At 58.9% G+C, this 14535-nt stretch carries 14 protein-coding genes; 10 read left to right on the plus strand and 4 right to left on the minus strand.

Annotated elements, in window-relative coordinates:
* Nucleotides 1-29 precede the first annotated feature (29 nt).
* Both rfbB and CENROD_RS04230 read left to right on the plus strand, forming a co-directional pair.
* Complete coding sequence (gene rfbB, locus CENROD_RS04225) at nt 30-1097, plus strand: dTDP-glucose 4,6-dehydratase (protein WP_022771869.1); 1068 nt, start codon at nt 30-32, stop codon at nt 1095-1097.
* Entirely contained in the window at nt 1061-2350 is a 1290-nt protein-coding gene (locus tag CENROD_RS04230; RefSeq protein ID WP_022771870.1) for a YihY family inner membrane protein, read from the plus strand. The genes rfbB and CENROD_RS04230 overlap by 37 nt, the downstream gene beginning before the upstream one ends.
* A gap of 2 nt (nt 2351-2352) precedes the next feature.
* On the opposite strand, the gene CENROD_RS04235 is transcribed toward CENROD_RS04230, so the two are convergent.
* The 4 genes from CENROD_RS04235 to clpB all read right to left on the minus strand — a co-directional run bounded on the left by CENROD_RS04235 (nt 2353) and on the right by clpB (nt 8664).
* Entirely contained in the window at nt 2353-3492 is a 1140-nt protein-coding gene (locus CENROD_RS04235) for a hypothetical protein (RefSeq protein ID WP_022771871.1), read from the minus strand.
* 104 nt (nt 3493-3596) lie between these two features.
* The gene (locus CENROD_RS04240; protein WP_041193261.1) at nt 3597-5210 is read right to left on the minus strand and encodes a tetratricopeptide repeat-containing response regulator; all 1614 of its coding nucleotides are present in this window, start codon (nt 5208-5210) and stop codon (nt 3597-3599) included.
* A gap of 75 nt (nt 5211-5285) precedes the next feature.
* Nucleotides 5286-5978, minus strand: coding sequence for a sensor histidine kinase (locus tag CENROD_RS04245; protein WP_022771873.1), 693 nt, complete (start codon nt 5976-5978; stop codon nt 5286-5288).
* A gap of 97 nt (nt 5979-6075) precedes the next feature.
* Nucleotides 6076-8664: an ATP-dependent chaperone ClpB gene (gene clpB, locus CENROD_RS04250; RefSeq protein ID WP_022771874.1), complete on the minus strand. Its 2589-nt coding sequence runs from the start codon at nt 8662-8664 to the stop codon at nt 6076-6078.
* Nucleotides 8665-9173: 509 nt separating this feature from the next.
* Between clpB and CENROD_RS04260 the strand changes: the two genes are divergently transcribed.
* From CENROD_RS04260 to CENROD_RS13850, 8 genes are all read left to right on the plus strand, one after another.
* Nucleotides 9174-9380 carry a hypothetical protein gene (locus CENROD_RS04260; protein WP_151194580.1) on the plus strand — a complete coding sequence of 69 codons (207 nt, stop codon included), beginning with the start codon at nt 9174-9176 and terminating at the stop codon, nt 9378-9380.
* A gap of 203 nt (nt 9381-9583) precedes the next feature.
* The gene (locus tag CENROD_RS04265) at nt 9584-10723 is read left to right on the plus strand and encodes a PBECR3 domain-containing polyvalent protein (RefSeq protein ID WP_151194581.1); all 1140 of its coding nucleotides are present in this window, start codon (nt 9584-9586) and stop codon (nt 10721-10723) included.
* Between the two features lie 90 nt (nt 10724-10813).
* On the plus strand, nt 10814-12004 hold the full coding sequence (locus CENROD_RS04270; RefSeq protein ID WP_041193817.1) for an IS1182 family transposase: 1191 nt from the start codon (nt 10814-10816) through the stop codon (nt 12002-12004).
* Between the two features lie 221 nt (nt 12005-12225).
* Nucleotides 12226-12480: a type II toxin-antitoxin system HicA family toxin gene (locus CENROD_RS04275; RefSeq protein WP_022771878.1), complete on the plus strand. Its 255-nt coding sequence runs from the start codon at nt 12226-12228 to the stop codon at nt 12478-12480.
* Entirely contained in the window at nt 12477-12809 is a 333-nt protein-coding gene (locus CENROD_RS04280) for a type II toxin-antitoxin system HicB family antitoxin (RefSeq protein ID WP_041193266.1), read from the plus strand. Before CENROD_RS04275 ends, CENROD_RS04280 begins: the two co-directional genes overlap by 4 nt.
* Before the next feature lie 55 nt (nt 12810-12864).
* Complete coding sequence (locus CENROD_RS04285; RefSeq protein ID WP_022771880.1) at nt 12865-13806, plus strand: tyrosine recombinase XerC; 942 nt, start codon at nt 12865-12867, stop codon at nt 13804-13806.
* Nucleotides 13807-13871: 65 nt separating this feature from the next.
* Entirely contained in the window at nt 13872-14180 is a 309-nt protein-coding gene (locus CENROD_RS04290; RefSeq protein ID WP_022771881.1) for a type II toxin-antitoxin system HicB family antitoxin, read from the plus strand.
* A 165-nt stretch (nt 14181-14345) separates the two neighbouring features.
* Nucleotides 14346-14534, plus strand: coding sequence for a hypothetical protein (locus CENROD_RS13850; protein WP_022771882.1), 189 nt, complete (start codon nt 14346-14348; stop codon nt 14532-14534).
* Nucleotide 14535 lies beyond the last annotated feature (1 nt).

Raw genomic sequence — 14535 nt, forward strand, 5'->3', positions numbered from 1 at the left:
TTGTCTCAACTGTTTCCGGAGCGTTCCCCATGATTTTGGTTACCGGCGGTGCTGGGTTTATTGGCGCCAACTTTGTGTTGGACTGGATTGCGCAAACAGGCGAACCCGTGGTCAACCTGGACAAGCTCAGCTACGCGGGCAACCCGGAAAACCTCGACGCCCTGCATGAAGATACCCGCCACACCTTCGTCGTCGGGGACATCGCCGACCGTGCGCTGATCTCCTCCCTGCTCGAACGGCACCAGATTCGCGCCATCGTCCACTTTGCTGCGGAAAGCCATGTCGATCGCTCGATCCACGGCCCCGGCGACTTCATCCACACCAACGTCGTCGGCACCTTTCATTTGCTGGAAGCCGTGCATGGCTACTGGATGCTGCTGCCGCCGGATCGCAAGGAATCGTTCCGGTTTTTGCACGTCTCGACCGACGAGGTCTACGGTAGTCTTCGGCCTGGGGAACCGGCGTTCACCGAGCTGCACCGCGTCGAACCCAACAGCCCCTACAGCGCCAGCAAAGCGGCCAGCGACCATCTGGTTCGGGCCTGGCACCACACCTACGGGTTGCCGGTATTGACGACCAATTGCTCCAACAACTATGGTCCGTTCCAATTCCCGGAAAAACTCATTCCGCTGACCATCGTCAACGCGCTGGCGGGCAAGCTGCTTCCGATCTACGGCGATGGCCAGCAGGTGCGCGACTGGCTCTATGTCATCGACCACTGCCGCGCCATCGCCTGCGTGCTGCAAACAGGCCGCCTGGGGGAGACATACAACATCGGCGGGTGGAACGAGCAGACGAACCTCGACATCGTCCACACGATCTGCGCGCTGCTCGACGAACTACGCCCACGCGCAGACGGCAAGCCCTACCGCGAGCAGATCACCCACGTGGCAGACCGCCCCGGGCATGACCGGCGCTACGCCATCGACGCACGCAAGATCGAAGCCGAGCTGGGGTGGAAACCGGCGGAAACCTTTGCGACGGGGATCCGCAAGACCGTGCAGTGGTACCTCGACCATCCTGCGTGGATCGAGCACGTGCAAAGCGGGGCGTATCGCGAATGGATGACGCAGCAGTACCGCCCGGGGGTGGCCTGAGCACCGCGCTTCCCCCAGCCCAGGCGCAGATCGGCTGGCTGGACCGTCTGCAGCGCTTTCCCTGGAAGCGCGCCGCGCTCATCGCACGCGAGCGCTTTCGCCAGGATCATCTGGCGCTGAGCGCCAGCAGCCTGACTTTCATGACCACCATCGCGCTGGTGCCTTTCGCCACCGTGGCGCTGGCATTGTTCACGGCATTCCCCCAGTTCGCACGGCTGCAAATCACCTTGCAAAGGTGGCTGGTCGATAGCCTGATCCCCGACAGCATCGCCCGCCAGGTATTGGGATACCTGAGCCAATTTGCCGGCAAGGCGAGTCGGCTGGGCAGCGTGGGGCTGGCGGTGTTGTTCGTCACTGCGCTGGCGCTGGTACTGACGATCGACCGCACACTCAACGCCATCTGGCGCGTGCGCAAGCCCCGTCCACTGTGGCAGCGGGTACTGGTGTACTGGACGACGATCACGCTGGGGCCACTACTGCTGGCGCTGAGCGTGAGCCTGACTACCTATGCGCTGTCTGTGTCCAAGGGCATCCTCGGCACGGTTTCCGGCGGAGTGGGGTTGGCGCTGGACGCAGTGCAGTTCGTACTGCTGGCTGCGGGCATGGCGGCGATGTACCGCTATGTTCCCAACACGCGGGTGCATTGGCGCCACGCATGGGCGGGGGGGTGGTTCGTCGCTGCCGCATTCGAAATCGGCAAACGCCTGCTGGTGTGGTACTTGGCCAAGGTACCGACGTATTCCGTGCTCTACGGCACCTTTGCCACGGTGCCGATCCTGCTGGTGTGGATCTACATCGCATGGGTCATCGTCCTGCTCGGCGCGGTGCTGGCGGCGTATCTACCCAGTCTGCAAGCCAACTTGAGCGCACGGCCCCAGGAGCAAGGATGGCAATTTGCTTTGGCGCTGGACGTGCTGTGCGCCCTGGATGCCACCCACCACACGCCCCGGCGGGGCCTGCCCCTTGATGAGCTGGGCATAGCGTTAGGGGTGGAACCCGTGCAACTGGAAGGCGTGGTGGATGCGCTCGTCACCCTGGACTGGGTGGCCCGACTACAGGAAGAGCCTGAACGCCTCGTGCTCTTGATCGACCCCGACACAACCCCGCTGGAACCCCTGGTGTGTGCGCTGCTGCTGGCTTGTGGCGATGTCGCTTGGTGGCGCCGCGCCCCCCTGCCCGCGTTGCGGGTGCGGGATGCGATGAGGGGATCAGGAGATGAGGGGATCAAAGAGGTGTGCGTACCCGTAGCGTAGGGTCAGGAACAGAGGCGGCGCGCCAAGTCAGAACCGGCAGGAATGGCGCGCTGATCCATCGTGTCGTACAGCGAATCGATTTGCTGGGCGATATCTTCCATGGCCTCGGCATGCAAAGCCACGCCAGCTTCGTCGGTAATGGCTGCACCCAGCTTGGCAGCCATGGCTGCGGACACTGTGCGCAAGCGCTGGAAAGGGGCTTCGCTGCGGGGAACCAGTGCGATTTCCCAACCCAGTTCTATTTGATGCAATTCCGATTCGGACTTCGTATCGGCCCACGCAGCGCGCACATCGAATTGCAAGCCCAGCACGGGAAAAGATGTCGTTGCGCTGGGCAATACCCACTTGCCCAACACGGCGCCAGGTACGAAACCCATCTCCCTGGCGATCTCTTGCACGTAGTCCACCCCCCATGCCCCATGGGTGACGCGCAATTGAAAAAACAACCGCCCGTCGTGGGCGCAGGCAAACTGGTATAGGTCTTGCGCACGCGCCAACACTGCGTCTTCCGCGACATGTTCGGCAACCCCATGGATTGCGTTGGCGCAACGGCGAACCACTTCTTCACATTCGACCAGCTCGGCGGGTGTCAAACTGCCAGCACGGTCTACGAGCTGAACCCCCGCACGCAAACGCCCGTAGCGTTGGTCTGCTTGCAGCCCTTCCCAACGTTGCCGGGTTTCATTCCACCCCTCGATGGCAAAGGCCTTGGTTCCCACACGGGCCATGTCCGGCATCACGGCCATCGCCGTATGACCGGCCACGGGAGCAGGCACCGAAATGGGAATCAATAGGTCGATCACCTCGTTCAGCGCAGGCCGTGGGAAGCGCGCAGACCGCACCACAGGGCAGGCGGCAGGCCGGGGTGCGGGGCCAGGCGCCGTAGACGGTGCGGCAGCGGTAGGGAGATGGGCGGGGAGATTGGCAGGGATAGCAGCATCCTGGGCAGCGCCGTCCTCCGTAATCGGGTGATCGACCAAGGATGGCTCGACGTCCTCCACGCCTTCAAGCCGGGAACGCAAGGTGCTGCGATGGGGAGCATGCAGCGTTGCATTGCGACGGAACTGCCAGTAGGTGTACCCGCCGAGTGCGACGAGTACCAGACCTCCGAAGAGAGTGAGCGCGGTTTGCAATGCATCCATGTTGTCAATCTGTTACTGCCGGGTTGGGCTACCGAAATACCGCACCGACTGCTTTGCCAGTGTGGGAGCGGTGGAATCCGCCGCCGACGACGGAGCAGGAGTGCTCAAGCCCCTCGCTGCATTTTGGCCAGCACTTGGGTATAGCTGAAATACTTTTTGTTGGAAGGGTTGATGGCATGCACCCGGTTGAGGAGATCGCGAACCTCGGCTGCCAGGATTTCTCGGTACCCTTCCTTGCTCATCTGCGCGATCAACAGCCCACACAGATTGACGATCATCACCTCGCTGGAAGGCAGGCGCTTGACGGCGGAGCGCAGCAATTTCAGCCCCTGCTGAAAATCCCCCTGCTTGGCAAACAACACACCCTGGTTGTTGATGTCGATGACCTCTTTGCGGGAGGCTTCGATCAGGGCATGCCCCTCCTCGGCCAGATGTTCCCGCACCAGCAGGTGTTCGACCTCCCCGGACAACTCGGCATTCTCGTGGTTGTTCTTGACGACTTCACCGAGCAGTTGGAACGCCTTGTGCTTATCGCCAAGCTGAAGATGCGACTTGGCCAAATCGATCATCAGATCCGCAGAGAGCTGGCTGCCGAGTTGGTTGGCCAATTGCTCGGCATTCGCCAAGGCAGCCCTGGCCATGTCGGACTGGCCCATTTTTTGGTAGACCCTGCTTTCCACCGTCGCCGTCTGCAACGCGGCTATGGGGTTGAAACGGAAGTCGGCCTTGCTGCGCTTGAGCACGTGCAACGCTTCCATGGCTTCGTTGGAATCGGACAGCACATCGGCCAGCCGGGCATACGCAGCCGGGCTTTTGTGCGCAGAAAACTCGCCAATCTTGATCGTTTTCTCGAACGCCGTCTTGGCCACATCCAACTCGCCATTCCTGTACGCCACGTCACCCAGCGCCTTTTGGCGCATCGGGGAATTGGGCGAGAGCTTGGTTGCCTCCAGCAATACCTGCTGTGCCATGACCATGTTGCCCATCGCTTGGTATGACTTGGCCAACCAATCTGCGGCCTCGATATACATCGGGTTGTCCGTCAGCACCTGGCTGAAGAGCAAGGCTGCACCTTCGTAGTCTGCGCTGTTGAAGAGCACCTTGCCCAGCCCCGTCTTGGCCCACGAGACATTGCGCTGCGCCAGCACGACCTCGAACAGCTCGCGTGCGGAAGCATCGTCCCCGACGGTCAACAACAAATCACTTTTGATGCGCAAGACTTCCTGGGGATTGACGGCCTGGGACTGCAAGAGCTTGTCGCAATGCGCAATGGCGGCAGCGTAGTCCTGGGATCGGATGCTGGCTTCGATCACACCCAGGGATTGTTTGCGTGCGAGGAGTTTTTCGATGCGCGACTGCAGCAACACCTGGTTGATGGGTTTGAGGAGGTAGTCGTCCGGGCGCGTCTCCGCAGCTCCCATCACCATGTCGGGGGTTTTTTCTGCGGTGACCATCACCCAGATCGTCGAGACCCCGACCAAATTCCGCATCTTGGCTTCTTCCAACACCTGCTGGCCGTTGGGGCCTTGGCCGAGGTTGAAGTCGCAGATCACGATGTCGTACCGGGAAGACGACAGGTGGCTGATCGCGTCGCGGCCACTGTTCGCAGTGTCGATCTGGTGGACCCCCATGTACTTCACGAAGTCGCGCAACATCGTGCGCATTCCCTGGAAGTCATCAATGATCAACGCACTGGCTTGCTTGAGAGAAAGAGTCATCGCACGCCCTCCGCACGGAGCCTGGGGAAGCAGTCATGGCAGTGATAGCCGTGAGCCCTGCAGCGCAAGGCCCGTTCAGGGCAGTTGCACGACAAAGCAACCGCCACCATACAGCCCACCGTTCTCGATCGTCAGCGAACCGCATCGCCCACCGTTCTGGTGCATCTTGGCCACCTGCGCGGAGAAATAAAACCCCAGCCCGGTACTGCCGCTGTAAAAGTTGGAACTTTTGTTGGCGCACACCCCATGGCAGTGGAGCATCGATTCGGGGTAACCACTGCCGTTGTCTTCGACCCGAAGGCACAGCCCGCCATCGCAAGGGATCGCAGCGATACGTATTTGGTCTTTGGTGTAGTTGAAGGCGTTGTTGAGCGCGTTGAGCAACACGCCAGACAGCAAATCCTTGTCGAAGTACCAGTAACACCCTGGGTCGCAATCCACCTGCACACTAATGCCTTTGAAATCCATCATCGAATGGGTTTGCAACAGCGCTTCGTCGATGACATCCCGCACCGATTGTTCGGAAATGTCGAGGGGATAGATGGCTTTGCCGAATTTGTAGAGCGTCAAGAGCTGGATCAGATTGGCGTTCATGCGATACGCCTGCGCAATGACGCCAACGAGGGTCTTGAAGCTGTCTCGATCCCCCCGGGACTGCGCATCCAATGCCATACATTCGAGAGCACTGACCTGGATATTGACCGAGTTTTTCATGTCGTGGATCGACGACGCGATCAAATCCGTAAAGCTGATTTCTTCGGCGGTCATGGCAGAAGTCTGGGGATACCAGATCGAGATGAAACTGCAAAGGATTCTAGGGGGCCACGAATCGGTAGCCCCTGACGGCACTGCAGCAAGCGGCCCGTCACCCAAAGACGAATTCCGCCGACCCGTGCTGGGTATCGACGTCAACGGTGATCGTGCTCTTGGGCGGGAAGCGCCCTTCGAGCAACAGGGTGGAGAGCGGGTTTTCGATATGCTGCTGAATGGCCCGTTTGAGGGGACGTGCGCCAAACAGGGGGTCGAAGCCCACCTTGGCCAGTTCGGCCACTGCGGCTTCCCGCACTTCGAGGTGCAAATCCAATTTGGCTAGGCGCTCGGTCAACACGGCAAGCTGGATGCGTGCAATGCCTGCAATGTGCGCGGCATCCAGGGCATGGAAAACCACCGTCTCGTCGATGCGGTTGAGAAACTCCGGCCGGAAATAGTTTTTGAGTTCCGCCAACACGGCTTTGCGCATCTGCGCCCCATCCTCCCCCGCCATGTTCTGGATGAGCTGGGAGCCAATGTTGCTCGTCATCACGACAACCGTGTTTTTGAAGTCGACCGTGCGCCCCTGGCTATCGGTCAGGCGGCCATCGTCGAGCACTTGCAGCAACACATTGAATACGTCCGGGTGGGCTTTTTCGATCTCGTCGAAGAGCACGACGCTATAGGGGTTGCGCCGCACTGCCTCCGTCAGATGCCCGCCTTCCTCGTACCCCACGTATCCGGGCGGGGCACCGATCAGCCGTGCCACGGCGTGTTTTTCCATGTATTCGCTCATGTCGATGCGCAGCAGGTGGTTTTCCGCATCGAACAGAAACGCCGCCAGCGCCTTGCACAGCTCGGTCTTGCCCACCCCTGTAGGGCCTAGGAATAGAAAAGATCCCGTTGGCCGGTTCGGATCGGACAGGCCCGAACGCGCCCTGCGGATGGCATGGGCCACTGCTGCGATGGCTTCGTCTTGCCCCACCACGCGCTGGTGCAAGTGCTTCTCCATTGCCAGGAGCTTTTCTCGCTCCCCTTGCATCATCTTGGAGACGGGAATACCCGTGGCGCGGCTGACGACTTCGGCGATTTCCTGCGCGCCGACCTGCGTGCGCAGCAATCGGGGAACAGCACCCTCTTCGCGGTGCGATTCGCGCACCTGCGCTTCCCGCAGGCGCTTTTCCAGCTCGGGCAGCTTGCCGTATTGCAATTCGGCCACCTTGTTGAAGTCGCCCTTGCGCGTGTGCTGGGCAATCGTCGTTTTGAGCGCGTCGATCTCCTCACGCAGGTGTTGGCTGCCCAACGCACTGGCTTTCTCGAACTTCCACACTTCTTCGAGCGAAGCGATTTGCGAGCGCAACGAACCGATTTCCGTCTCGATCAGCTCCAGGCGCTTGAGCGAGGCATCGTCCTGCTCTTTCTTGACCGCCTCGCGCTCGATCTGCAACTGGATGAGCCTGCGGTCGAGTTTGTCGATGGCCTCAGGCTTGGAATCCATTTCGATCTTGACTTTCGACGCAGCCTCGTCGATCAGATCAATGGCCTTGTCGGGCAGGAAGCGATCCGTGACGTAGCGGTTCGACAGTTCTGCCGCAGCAACGATGGCGGGGTCGGTGATGTCGACGTTGTGGTGTTTTTCGTAGCGTTCTTTCAGCCCGCGCAGGATTGCGATCGTCGCTTCCACCGAAGGTTCCCCGACGAGGATCTTTTGGAACCGGCGTTCGAGCGCCGCATCTTTTTCGATGTACTTGCGGTATTCGTCGAGCGTCGTCGCGCCGACGCAATGCAGCTCGCCCCGCGCCAGCGCGGGCTTGAGCATGTTGCCGGCATCCATGGCCCCTTCCGCCTTGCCTGCGCCGACCATCGTGTGCAGCTCGTCGATGAAGACGATGGTTTGCCCTTCATCCCGCGATAGTTCGCGCAGCACGCTCTTGAGGCGTTCCTCAAATTCCCCCCGGTACTTGGCCCCGGCAAGCAGCGCGGCCAGATCGAGTGCAAGCACTTTCTTGTTTTTGAGCGTATCGGGCACTTCCCCGGCGACGATGCGCTGCGCCAGCCCTTCGACGATGGCAGTTTTGCCCACGCCGGGTTCGCCAATGAGCACCGGGTTGTTTTTGGTGCGGCGCTGAAGCACCTGGATGGCACGGCGAATCTCGTCGTCGCGCCCGATCACGGGGTCGAGCTTGCCTTGTCTGGCGCGTTCGGTCAGGTCGAGGCAGTATTTGCGCAGGGATTCACGCTGGTTTTCCGCATCGGCGCTATCCACGCCTTGGCCGGCACGCACGGTGTCGATCACGGCTTCCAGGTTCTTGCGCGCCAGTCCATGAGCGCGCGCTTGCTCCCCCGCAGTGCTCTTGGCGTCGGACAGCGCAAGCAGCACCATCTCGCTGGACAGGTACGCATCCCCGCGCTTGAGCGACTCCTTTTCCGCCTGCTGGAGCAGCGTGACCAAGTCTCTGCCGACTTGCACCTGCGCGTCCCCGGAAACCTGTGGCAGCTTTTTCAGCGCCGCTTCCGAAGCGGCCAGCCAGCCAGCGACGTGTACCCCCGCGCGTTGCAGCAGCGGCAGCGGGCCATCGGCCTGCCGCAGCAACGCAACGACCAAGTGCGCAGGCTCGATGTACGGATGATCCCCCCCCAGCGCCAGCGTTTGGGCATCGCCCAGAGCCTGCTGCAAGGTATTCGTCATTTTTTCGGTGCGCATGTCGGTTCTCCCCGTAGTGTGTTGTGGGTACAGGTTGGGGCCTGGCGGGGGTTTTCAATGTGAAAGCCGTGATTCCGTCATTCCCGCGAAAGCGGGAATCCAGTGCATCGTCACCATCGTCACAGCTTGGCGCGACTTGGAATCCCAACGAAAATGGGTACATACGATGGCCCCGCTGGGGGAAGGAACCGTCCGCGCAGACTCCACCCACCCCCGGGCGCGTCTGCGGCCCGAATCGAAAAAAATGCGATGGCGCTCCATCATGAAATGCATAAACTGGGATCCTGAAAAGAATCGCAATCAGGTCGGTACGTGCCCATTGACGTTATTCTCGGTAACACTGAAAACGAATCGTCTTTTGATCAAATCAGACCGATGGTGAAAAGATAGAAGTTCCATGATAACAATGTTGCCGAAGGGAAACCGCCAATACTAATTTCTTCATCAGAATCGAAGGATGCTTTGACAAAATCACTGCATGAGCGTAGAATCTTGCTATGGAGGAAAAAATGAAGGACATCAATGAACTGATAAAAACTGACCCGGAATTGTTTGACTACCCGGACTACAGGGGGTCAAAGTATGTTGATCCTACGACGCGGCCAGAATTCGATCGCTTACCGGAATACCTAAAGCAGGGGCTACTAACCCCGGAGGCAATAGAAACGAATAGGCGCATCCTAGAGGGGCAGGAAAAAAGAGAGCGAGAAAAATAGGGCGACGGGCGACGACCGGTATCGCCCGTCGTGACACAAGCATATAGGCCACCAACAAGGTGTACCCCTATGTGCGATCTCACGAAAATCCGTCTGCTGTTTTTCTTCAAGTCCGAGCAACGATCGTTATTCGATGCAGTGGTGCCCGTCAAGGGGCACACAGACAAGGCGGGGCACTACATCAAGCCGCACTACGCCAAGCGGTGGAAGAGCCGACGAAGGTCAAGGCACGCGCTGTGCCGGTGCAGGATACGTTGTTTGGGGAAGCGCCCAAACCGGCTTCGACCGGCAGCAAGGTGCCAGCAAAACTGGCCGCGGCGATCCAGAAAATGGGCGGGTACAAACACCTGCTGCAAGTGATCGAGGAAGCGCCGGATGCCCCACGAAAGAAGATGCTGGGGCTAATCGCTGGCATGGGCAAGATGAGCGAATCCGACGTTGTGGAGTGGATTCGCGGGGAGATCGGGCGGTGCGATGGTCAACAGGATGACCGCGGCGACGACGACCAGGAAGGAGACGAGGAAGACTTCGGGCGGGGCGGCGAGATGCGCAAGGCGAATCCGAACCATGACGATTTGGGCAGGTTCACTACCGCGATGGAATCTGCAAAAAATGTCGTAAGAGGCGTCATCCAAAAGTGGAAGTCAAAGGACTTTTCTGGGAAGGCGTCCACTTTTCTTCCTGTTGACATCCGCATATCTGCCATTGCATCGACGATAGGGCTGGATATTGACGGGTTTGGCCATTCCATTGACACATACGCGATTCAACACATCATGAACCATCATGGTGACGCTGAACAGGAAAAGAAGCGCGGACAAGTGCCAGTAACGGAAGACGATCTCCTTCTCATCCCTGATGTTCTATCCAACCCAGATGCGGTAAGGGTTGGAGATTTGAACAGAATAGGAAGGAAATGTATAAGCTATGTGAAGCACATGCCTGACGATACGCAAATGGTGGTACAGGAGGTTCGTACAGGCAGAAAACAACTGTCGCTGCAAACCATGTGGAAGTACCCCGGTACGCGTGATGCCGATGCATTGCTGCGCGACCCCAAACTCTACGCCCAAGACGTTACCGGGGATAAGCCGATTGTCGTCCATTTTGGATCGTCTGCCAAGATGCACAAGGCCATCCCTGTCCACCTGCCGCATAAAAACAGGGTGGAAGAAGATGCCAGTGGCCGACTTTTCTACGACCACGAGCTGATGGAAGTTGAGCGAGCCGATCAGCTTTCATCGCAATGGGGCGAGTCTCTTTCGAGTAATCATCCCCTGCTGTCGGCTCGCTTGAATTCTTACACAGTTGAGCCTCTTGCAAAACCCCGATTCCGAGGCTGAATTTTTGCTGGTTGAGGCAAGAAAATCGGGTGCGGGCGCGCCATTTCTGGCAAGATGAAGTTCTTCAATCCGACATCGAACGCCCGCAAAATGAATAGTAATCGACGCGAACTTCTCATGCAACGCTGGAGCATTGTCCAGGAAGAGCTTTTGCCCGAACTCTGGAATGAGGTGGGGCCGTTGACACCCAAACTGGAGAAAGTGATCCATACCCTGGAGTGGGTTCGCCTTGAGGAGTATGTACGGGCATCGTGGTGCGGTCTCGGTCGCCCGCCGCACGAACGCTCGTGGCTGGCAAACGCTTTTGTCGCCAAGGTGGTATTGGGGATTACCACGACGGTGGGGTTGATCGAACGTCTGTCCGTGGATCGTTCCTTGCGCCGCATCTGTGGTTTTCCGACCCAAAAAGTGCTGCCTTCGGAAGCCACCTTCTCGCGCGCCTTCGACGAATTTGCCAAGGCCCGCTTGGCCGAGCGGGTGCATGAAGCCTTGATCCAAAAACACCTCGGCAAGGAGCTGATTGGGCACATCAGCCGGGATGGCACAGCCATCGAAGCACGCGAGCGCCCCTGTTCGGTCAAGGCAACACAAGCGCCGTCATCCGTTCCCACAACCACCCCAGCGACCGACGCTCCACCAGCATCCCAGCCAACGGCCACAGTCTGCGATACGCCGGTCGCGCCCAAGCGGCGGCGTGGGCGCCCAAAGAGTGGGGAAGAACGCCAGCAGACGGCCAAAACCTCCCCATTAGCGCGTCAGCGTATACAAACACTGGCTGAGATGATCGAGGAGATTCCCACAGCTTGTGATCGGGGTACCAAGTCCAATGCTCAAGGCTACAAGGTCAGTTGGAATGGCTACAAATTGCACCTCGACACGGCCGACTGTGGCGTGCCTATCGCTGCATTGCTGTCCTCGGCCTCGATGCACGACAGTCGTGCTGCCATCCCCTTGTCGCGGATCAGCGCCCAGCGGGTGACGAATCTCTACGATCTGATGGATGCAGCCTATTGCAGCCATGATCTCCGGGAGGACAGCCGAAACCTGGGCCATGTCCCGCTGATTGACCACAATCCGCGTGGAGGCGAGAAGATCGAGTTTTTGCCTCACGAAGCCATTCGCTACAACGAACGTACCGCTGCAGAGCGCACCAACGCTCGCCTCAAGGACGAGTTTGGCGCAAGCCACCTCATGGTCAGGGGCGCTACCAAAGTAATGAGCCACCTGATGTTCGGCGTACTGGCGTTGTGCGCCGACCAATTGATGCGATTGCGATCATGATCCCCCTTTCTCCCGCCTTGGAATCCACGGCATCCGCAGATGTCGGCTTCCGTTCGCGCTGAATCATGAAATATCGACCTTCAGGATAGATACAGGAACGATTCCACTCCGGAATCAGCCCTTTGACTCCAAAAAATCGCAATTTATAGGCGACAAATGCAGTCGGCTATTCGCTTCGGCAGGAATTTTGCAAGAGGCTCAGATAACAGTACCATTTAACAATGAAGCGAAAACACCAATGCACGCTTGAACTCCTCTTTGCCAGACCAACGAGCGCAAACATTCCGTGGCGCGACATCGAAGGCTTGTTGGAGGAACTGGGTGCCGAGGTCAGCGAGCGTGAAGGTAGCCGTGTGGCTGTTGTGTTGTTTGGCGAAGTGCGTGTCTTTCACAGGCAGCACCCCTCCCCGAACACGGACAAAGGTGCCGTCGCAAGCGTTCGCAAATGGCTTGAACAGCACGGAGTAGAACCATGAACATCATGACAGTGGACGGCTATCACGCCAAGATCGAATACGACGAAGAGCTGGATCTTTTTCGGGGTGAAATTCTTGGGCTGAACGGCGGAGCTGACTTCTACGGTAAGAACCCCCAGGAATTGCGAATAGAGTTCCAAAAATCCTTGCAGGTTTTTCTGGAGGTTTGCAAGGAAAAAGGCATCGAACCCAGAAGGCATTTCTCTGGCCAATTCAATGTTCGCATTCCACCCGCATTGCATGAACAACTTGCCATTTCCGCGCAAGCCGAAGGCAAAAGCATCAACATGCTGACCCAAGAAGCCTTGCGTATCCGTGTCACACAGTAAGCGGGGTCAGCAAGGTGCCAATGTCGCCATCCTGCCGCAGCGCGTTCGCGAAGCCATGGCCCCAACCGACCCCCTTTTGCTGCGCTACCTCGACCACGTCCGCTTTGAAAAGCGCCTGGCCGCACGCAGCGTCTCGCTCTACGCTTTCGACCTGGCCCGGCTGCAAAAACTGGCCGATGAAGCAGGCATCGCGCTGCCAACGCTGGAACGGACGCAGGCGCGGAAATGGATGGCGCAGCTCCATGCTCAAGGCAAAAATGGAAAAACGATTGCGCTGACGCTGTCCGTATGGCGGGGGTTCTATACCTGGCTGGGGCGCTTGGGCGAGATTCGCGCCAACCCGATTGCCGATCTGCGAGCGCCCAAATCGGCGCGCCCCCTGCCCAAAGCCTTGGGTGTAGACGATGCCGTGGGTCTGGCCGATTTCCACGACGACGATGCCGACCCTTGGCTCGAAGCGCGCGATGCCGCCATCGTGGCATTGCTCTACGGCGGGGGCTTGCGGGTGGGGGAGTTGTGCGCGCTGGACGCCCACGCCAGCCCCACCGCAAAAGGATGGATCGACATCGACGCGGGGGAAGCCCGCGTCACCGGCAAGGGCAGCAAAAAACGCATCGTCCCCATTGGTGCCAAGGCAGTAACGGCCATGCGGGCCTGGATGGCCGTTCGCGCAGAGCACGGAACCATCACCGATGCCGAAGCGCTGTTCGTGGGCAGCCGGGGAACCCGGCTAACGACGCACTCGGTGTGGCAGCGACTGCGCCAACGCAGCCAGCGCGCAGGGGTGTCCACCCCCGTGCATCCGCACATGCTGCGCCACTCCTGCGCCAGCCACGTCCTCCAGTCCAGCGGCGACTTGCGCGGCGTGCAGGAATTGCTGGGTCACGCAAACATCGGAACCACGCAGGTCTACACCCGCCTCGACACCGGCCACCTCGCCAAGGTCTACGATGCCGCCCACCCACGGGCGCGTCTGCGGCCCGAACAGAAAAAATAAGCGATGGCGCCAAGTCATGCAACGATAAATACCCAAAAACGGCTTGCGCAGCACGGAGTAGAACCATGAACGTAATGACAGTGGACGGCTATCACGCCAAGATCGAATACGACGAAGAGCTGGATCTTTGTCGGGGTGAAATTCTTGGGCTGAACGGTGGTGCAGACTTCTACGGCAAGAACCCCCAGGAATTACAAACAGAGTTCCAAAAATCCTTGCTGGTTTTCCTGGAGGTTTGCAAGGAAAAAGGCATCGAACCCAGAAGGCATTTCTCTGGCCAATTCAATGAACAACTTGCCATTGCCGCGCAAGCCGAAGGCAAAAGCATCAACATGCTGACCCAAGAAGCCTTGCGTATCCGTGTCACACAGTAAGCGGCACTGGTTGCCCGCTTTCGCGGGAATGACGTACTGATGGAACCATCGATTTTTCCGCGATCCTTTCCAAACAATAGGGATTCGACTTCTCCGATCCATTCCTGCTTTGCGCAGGAATTCTTTCCGTCATTCCCGTGAAAGTGGAAATCTAGTGCCGACGCAATGCACTCGGTTCAGCACCAAAGTCTTCCCCCCGCAGTGCAAGCGGTACCGATACGCCGTTTTGCCGATATGGCGCACGCCAACGGTGCGCTGTGTCGTGCGGGGTGGATCGTCGTGCTAGACGAATTTCTTGACCCTGAATCCGTGTTCACCCAGCCGCCATGCACACATAACGCATTGATTATATGAG

It is taken from the genome of Candidatus Symbiobacter mobilis CR (genome assembly GCF_000477435.1).
GTDB lineage: Bacteria > Pseudomonadota > Gammaproteobacteria > Burkholderiales > Burkholderiaceae_C > Rhodoferax > Rhodoferax mobilis.

Coding starts and splice junctions, on each gene's coding strand:
- rfbB (WP_022771869.1), top strand. CDS start 30: ATGATTTTGGTTACCGGCGGTGCTGGGTTTATTGGCGCCAACTTTGTG.
- CENROD_RS04275 (WP_022771878.1), top strand. CDS start 12,226: ATGAAGCGAAAACACCAATGCACGCTTGAACTCCTCTTTGCCAGACCA.
- CENROD_RS13850 (WP_022771882.1), top strand. CDS start 14,346: ATGCACTCGGTTCAGCACCAAAGTCTTCCCCCCGCAGTGCAAGCGGTA.
- CENROD_RS04240 (WP_041193261.1), bottom strand. CDS start 5,210: ATGACTCTTTCTCTCAAGCAAGCCAGTGCGTTGATCATTGATGACTTC.
- CENROD_RS04260 (WP_151194580.1), top strand. CDS start 9,174: ATGAAGGACATCAATGAACTGATAAAAACTGACCCGGAATTGTTTGAC.
- CENROD_RS04235 (WP_022771871.1), bottom strand. CDS start 3,492: ATGGATGCATTGCAAACCGCGCTCACTCTCTTCGGAGGTCTGGTACTC.
- CENROD_RS04290 (WP_022771881.1), top strand. CDS start 13,872: ATGAACGTAATGACAGTGGACGGCTATCACGCCAAGATCGAATACGAC.
- CENROD_RS04280 (WP_041193266.1), top strand. CDS start 12,477: ATGAACATCATGACAGTGGACGGCTATCACGCCAAGATCGAATACGAC.
- CENROD_RS04285 (WP_022771880.1), top strand. CDS start 12,865: ATGGCCCCAACCGACCCCCTTTTGCTGCGCTACCTCGACCACGTCCGC.
- clpB (WP_022771874.1), bottom strand. CDS start 8,664: ATGCGCACCGAAAAAATGACGAATACCTTGCAGCAGGCTCTGGGCGAT.
- CENROD_RS04245 (WP_022771873.1), bottom strand. CDS start 5,978: ATGACCGCCGAAGAAATCAGCTTTACGGATTTGATCGCGTCGTCGATC.
- CENROD_RS04230 (WP_022771870.1), top strand. CDS start 1,061: ATGGATGACGCAGCAGTACCGCCCGGGGGTGGCCTGAGCACCGCGCTT.
- CENROD_RS04270 (WP_041193817.1), top strand. CDS start 10,814: ATGAATAGTAATCGACGCGAACTTCTCATGCAACGCTGGAGCATTGTC.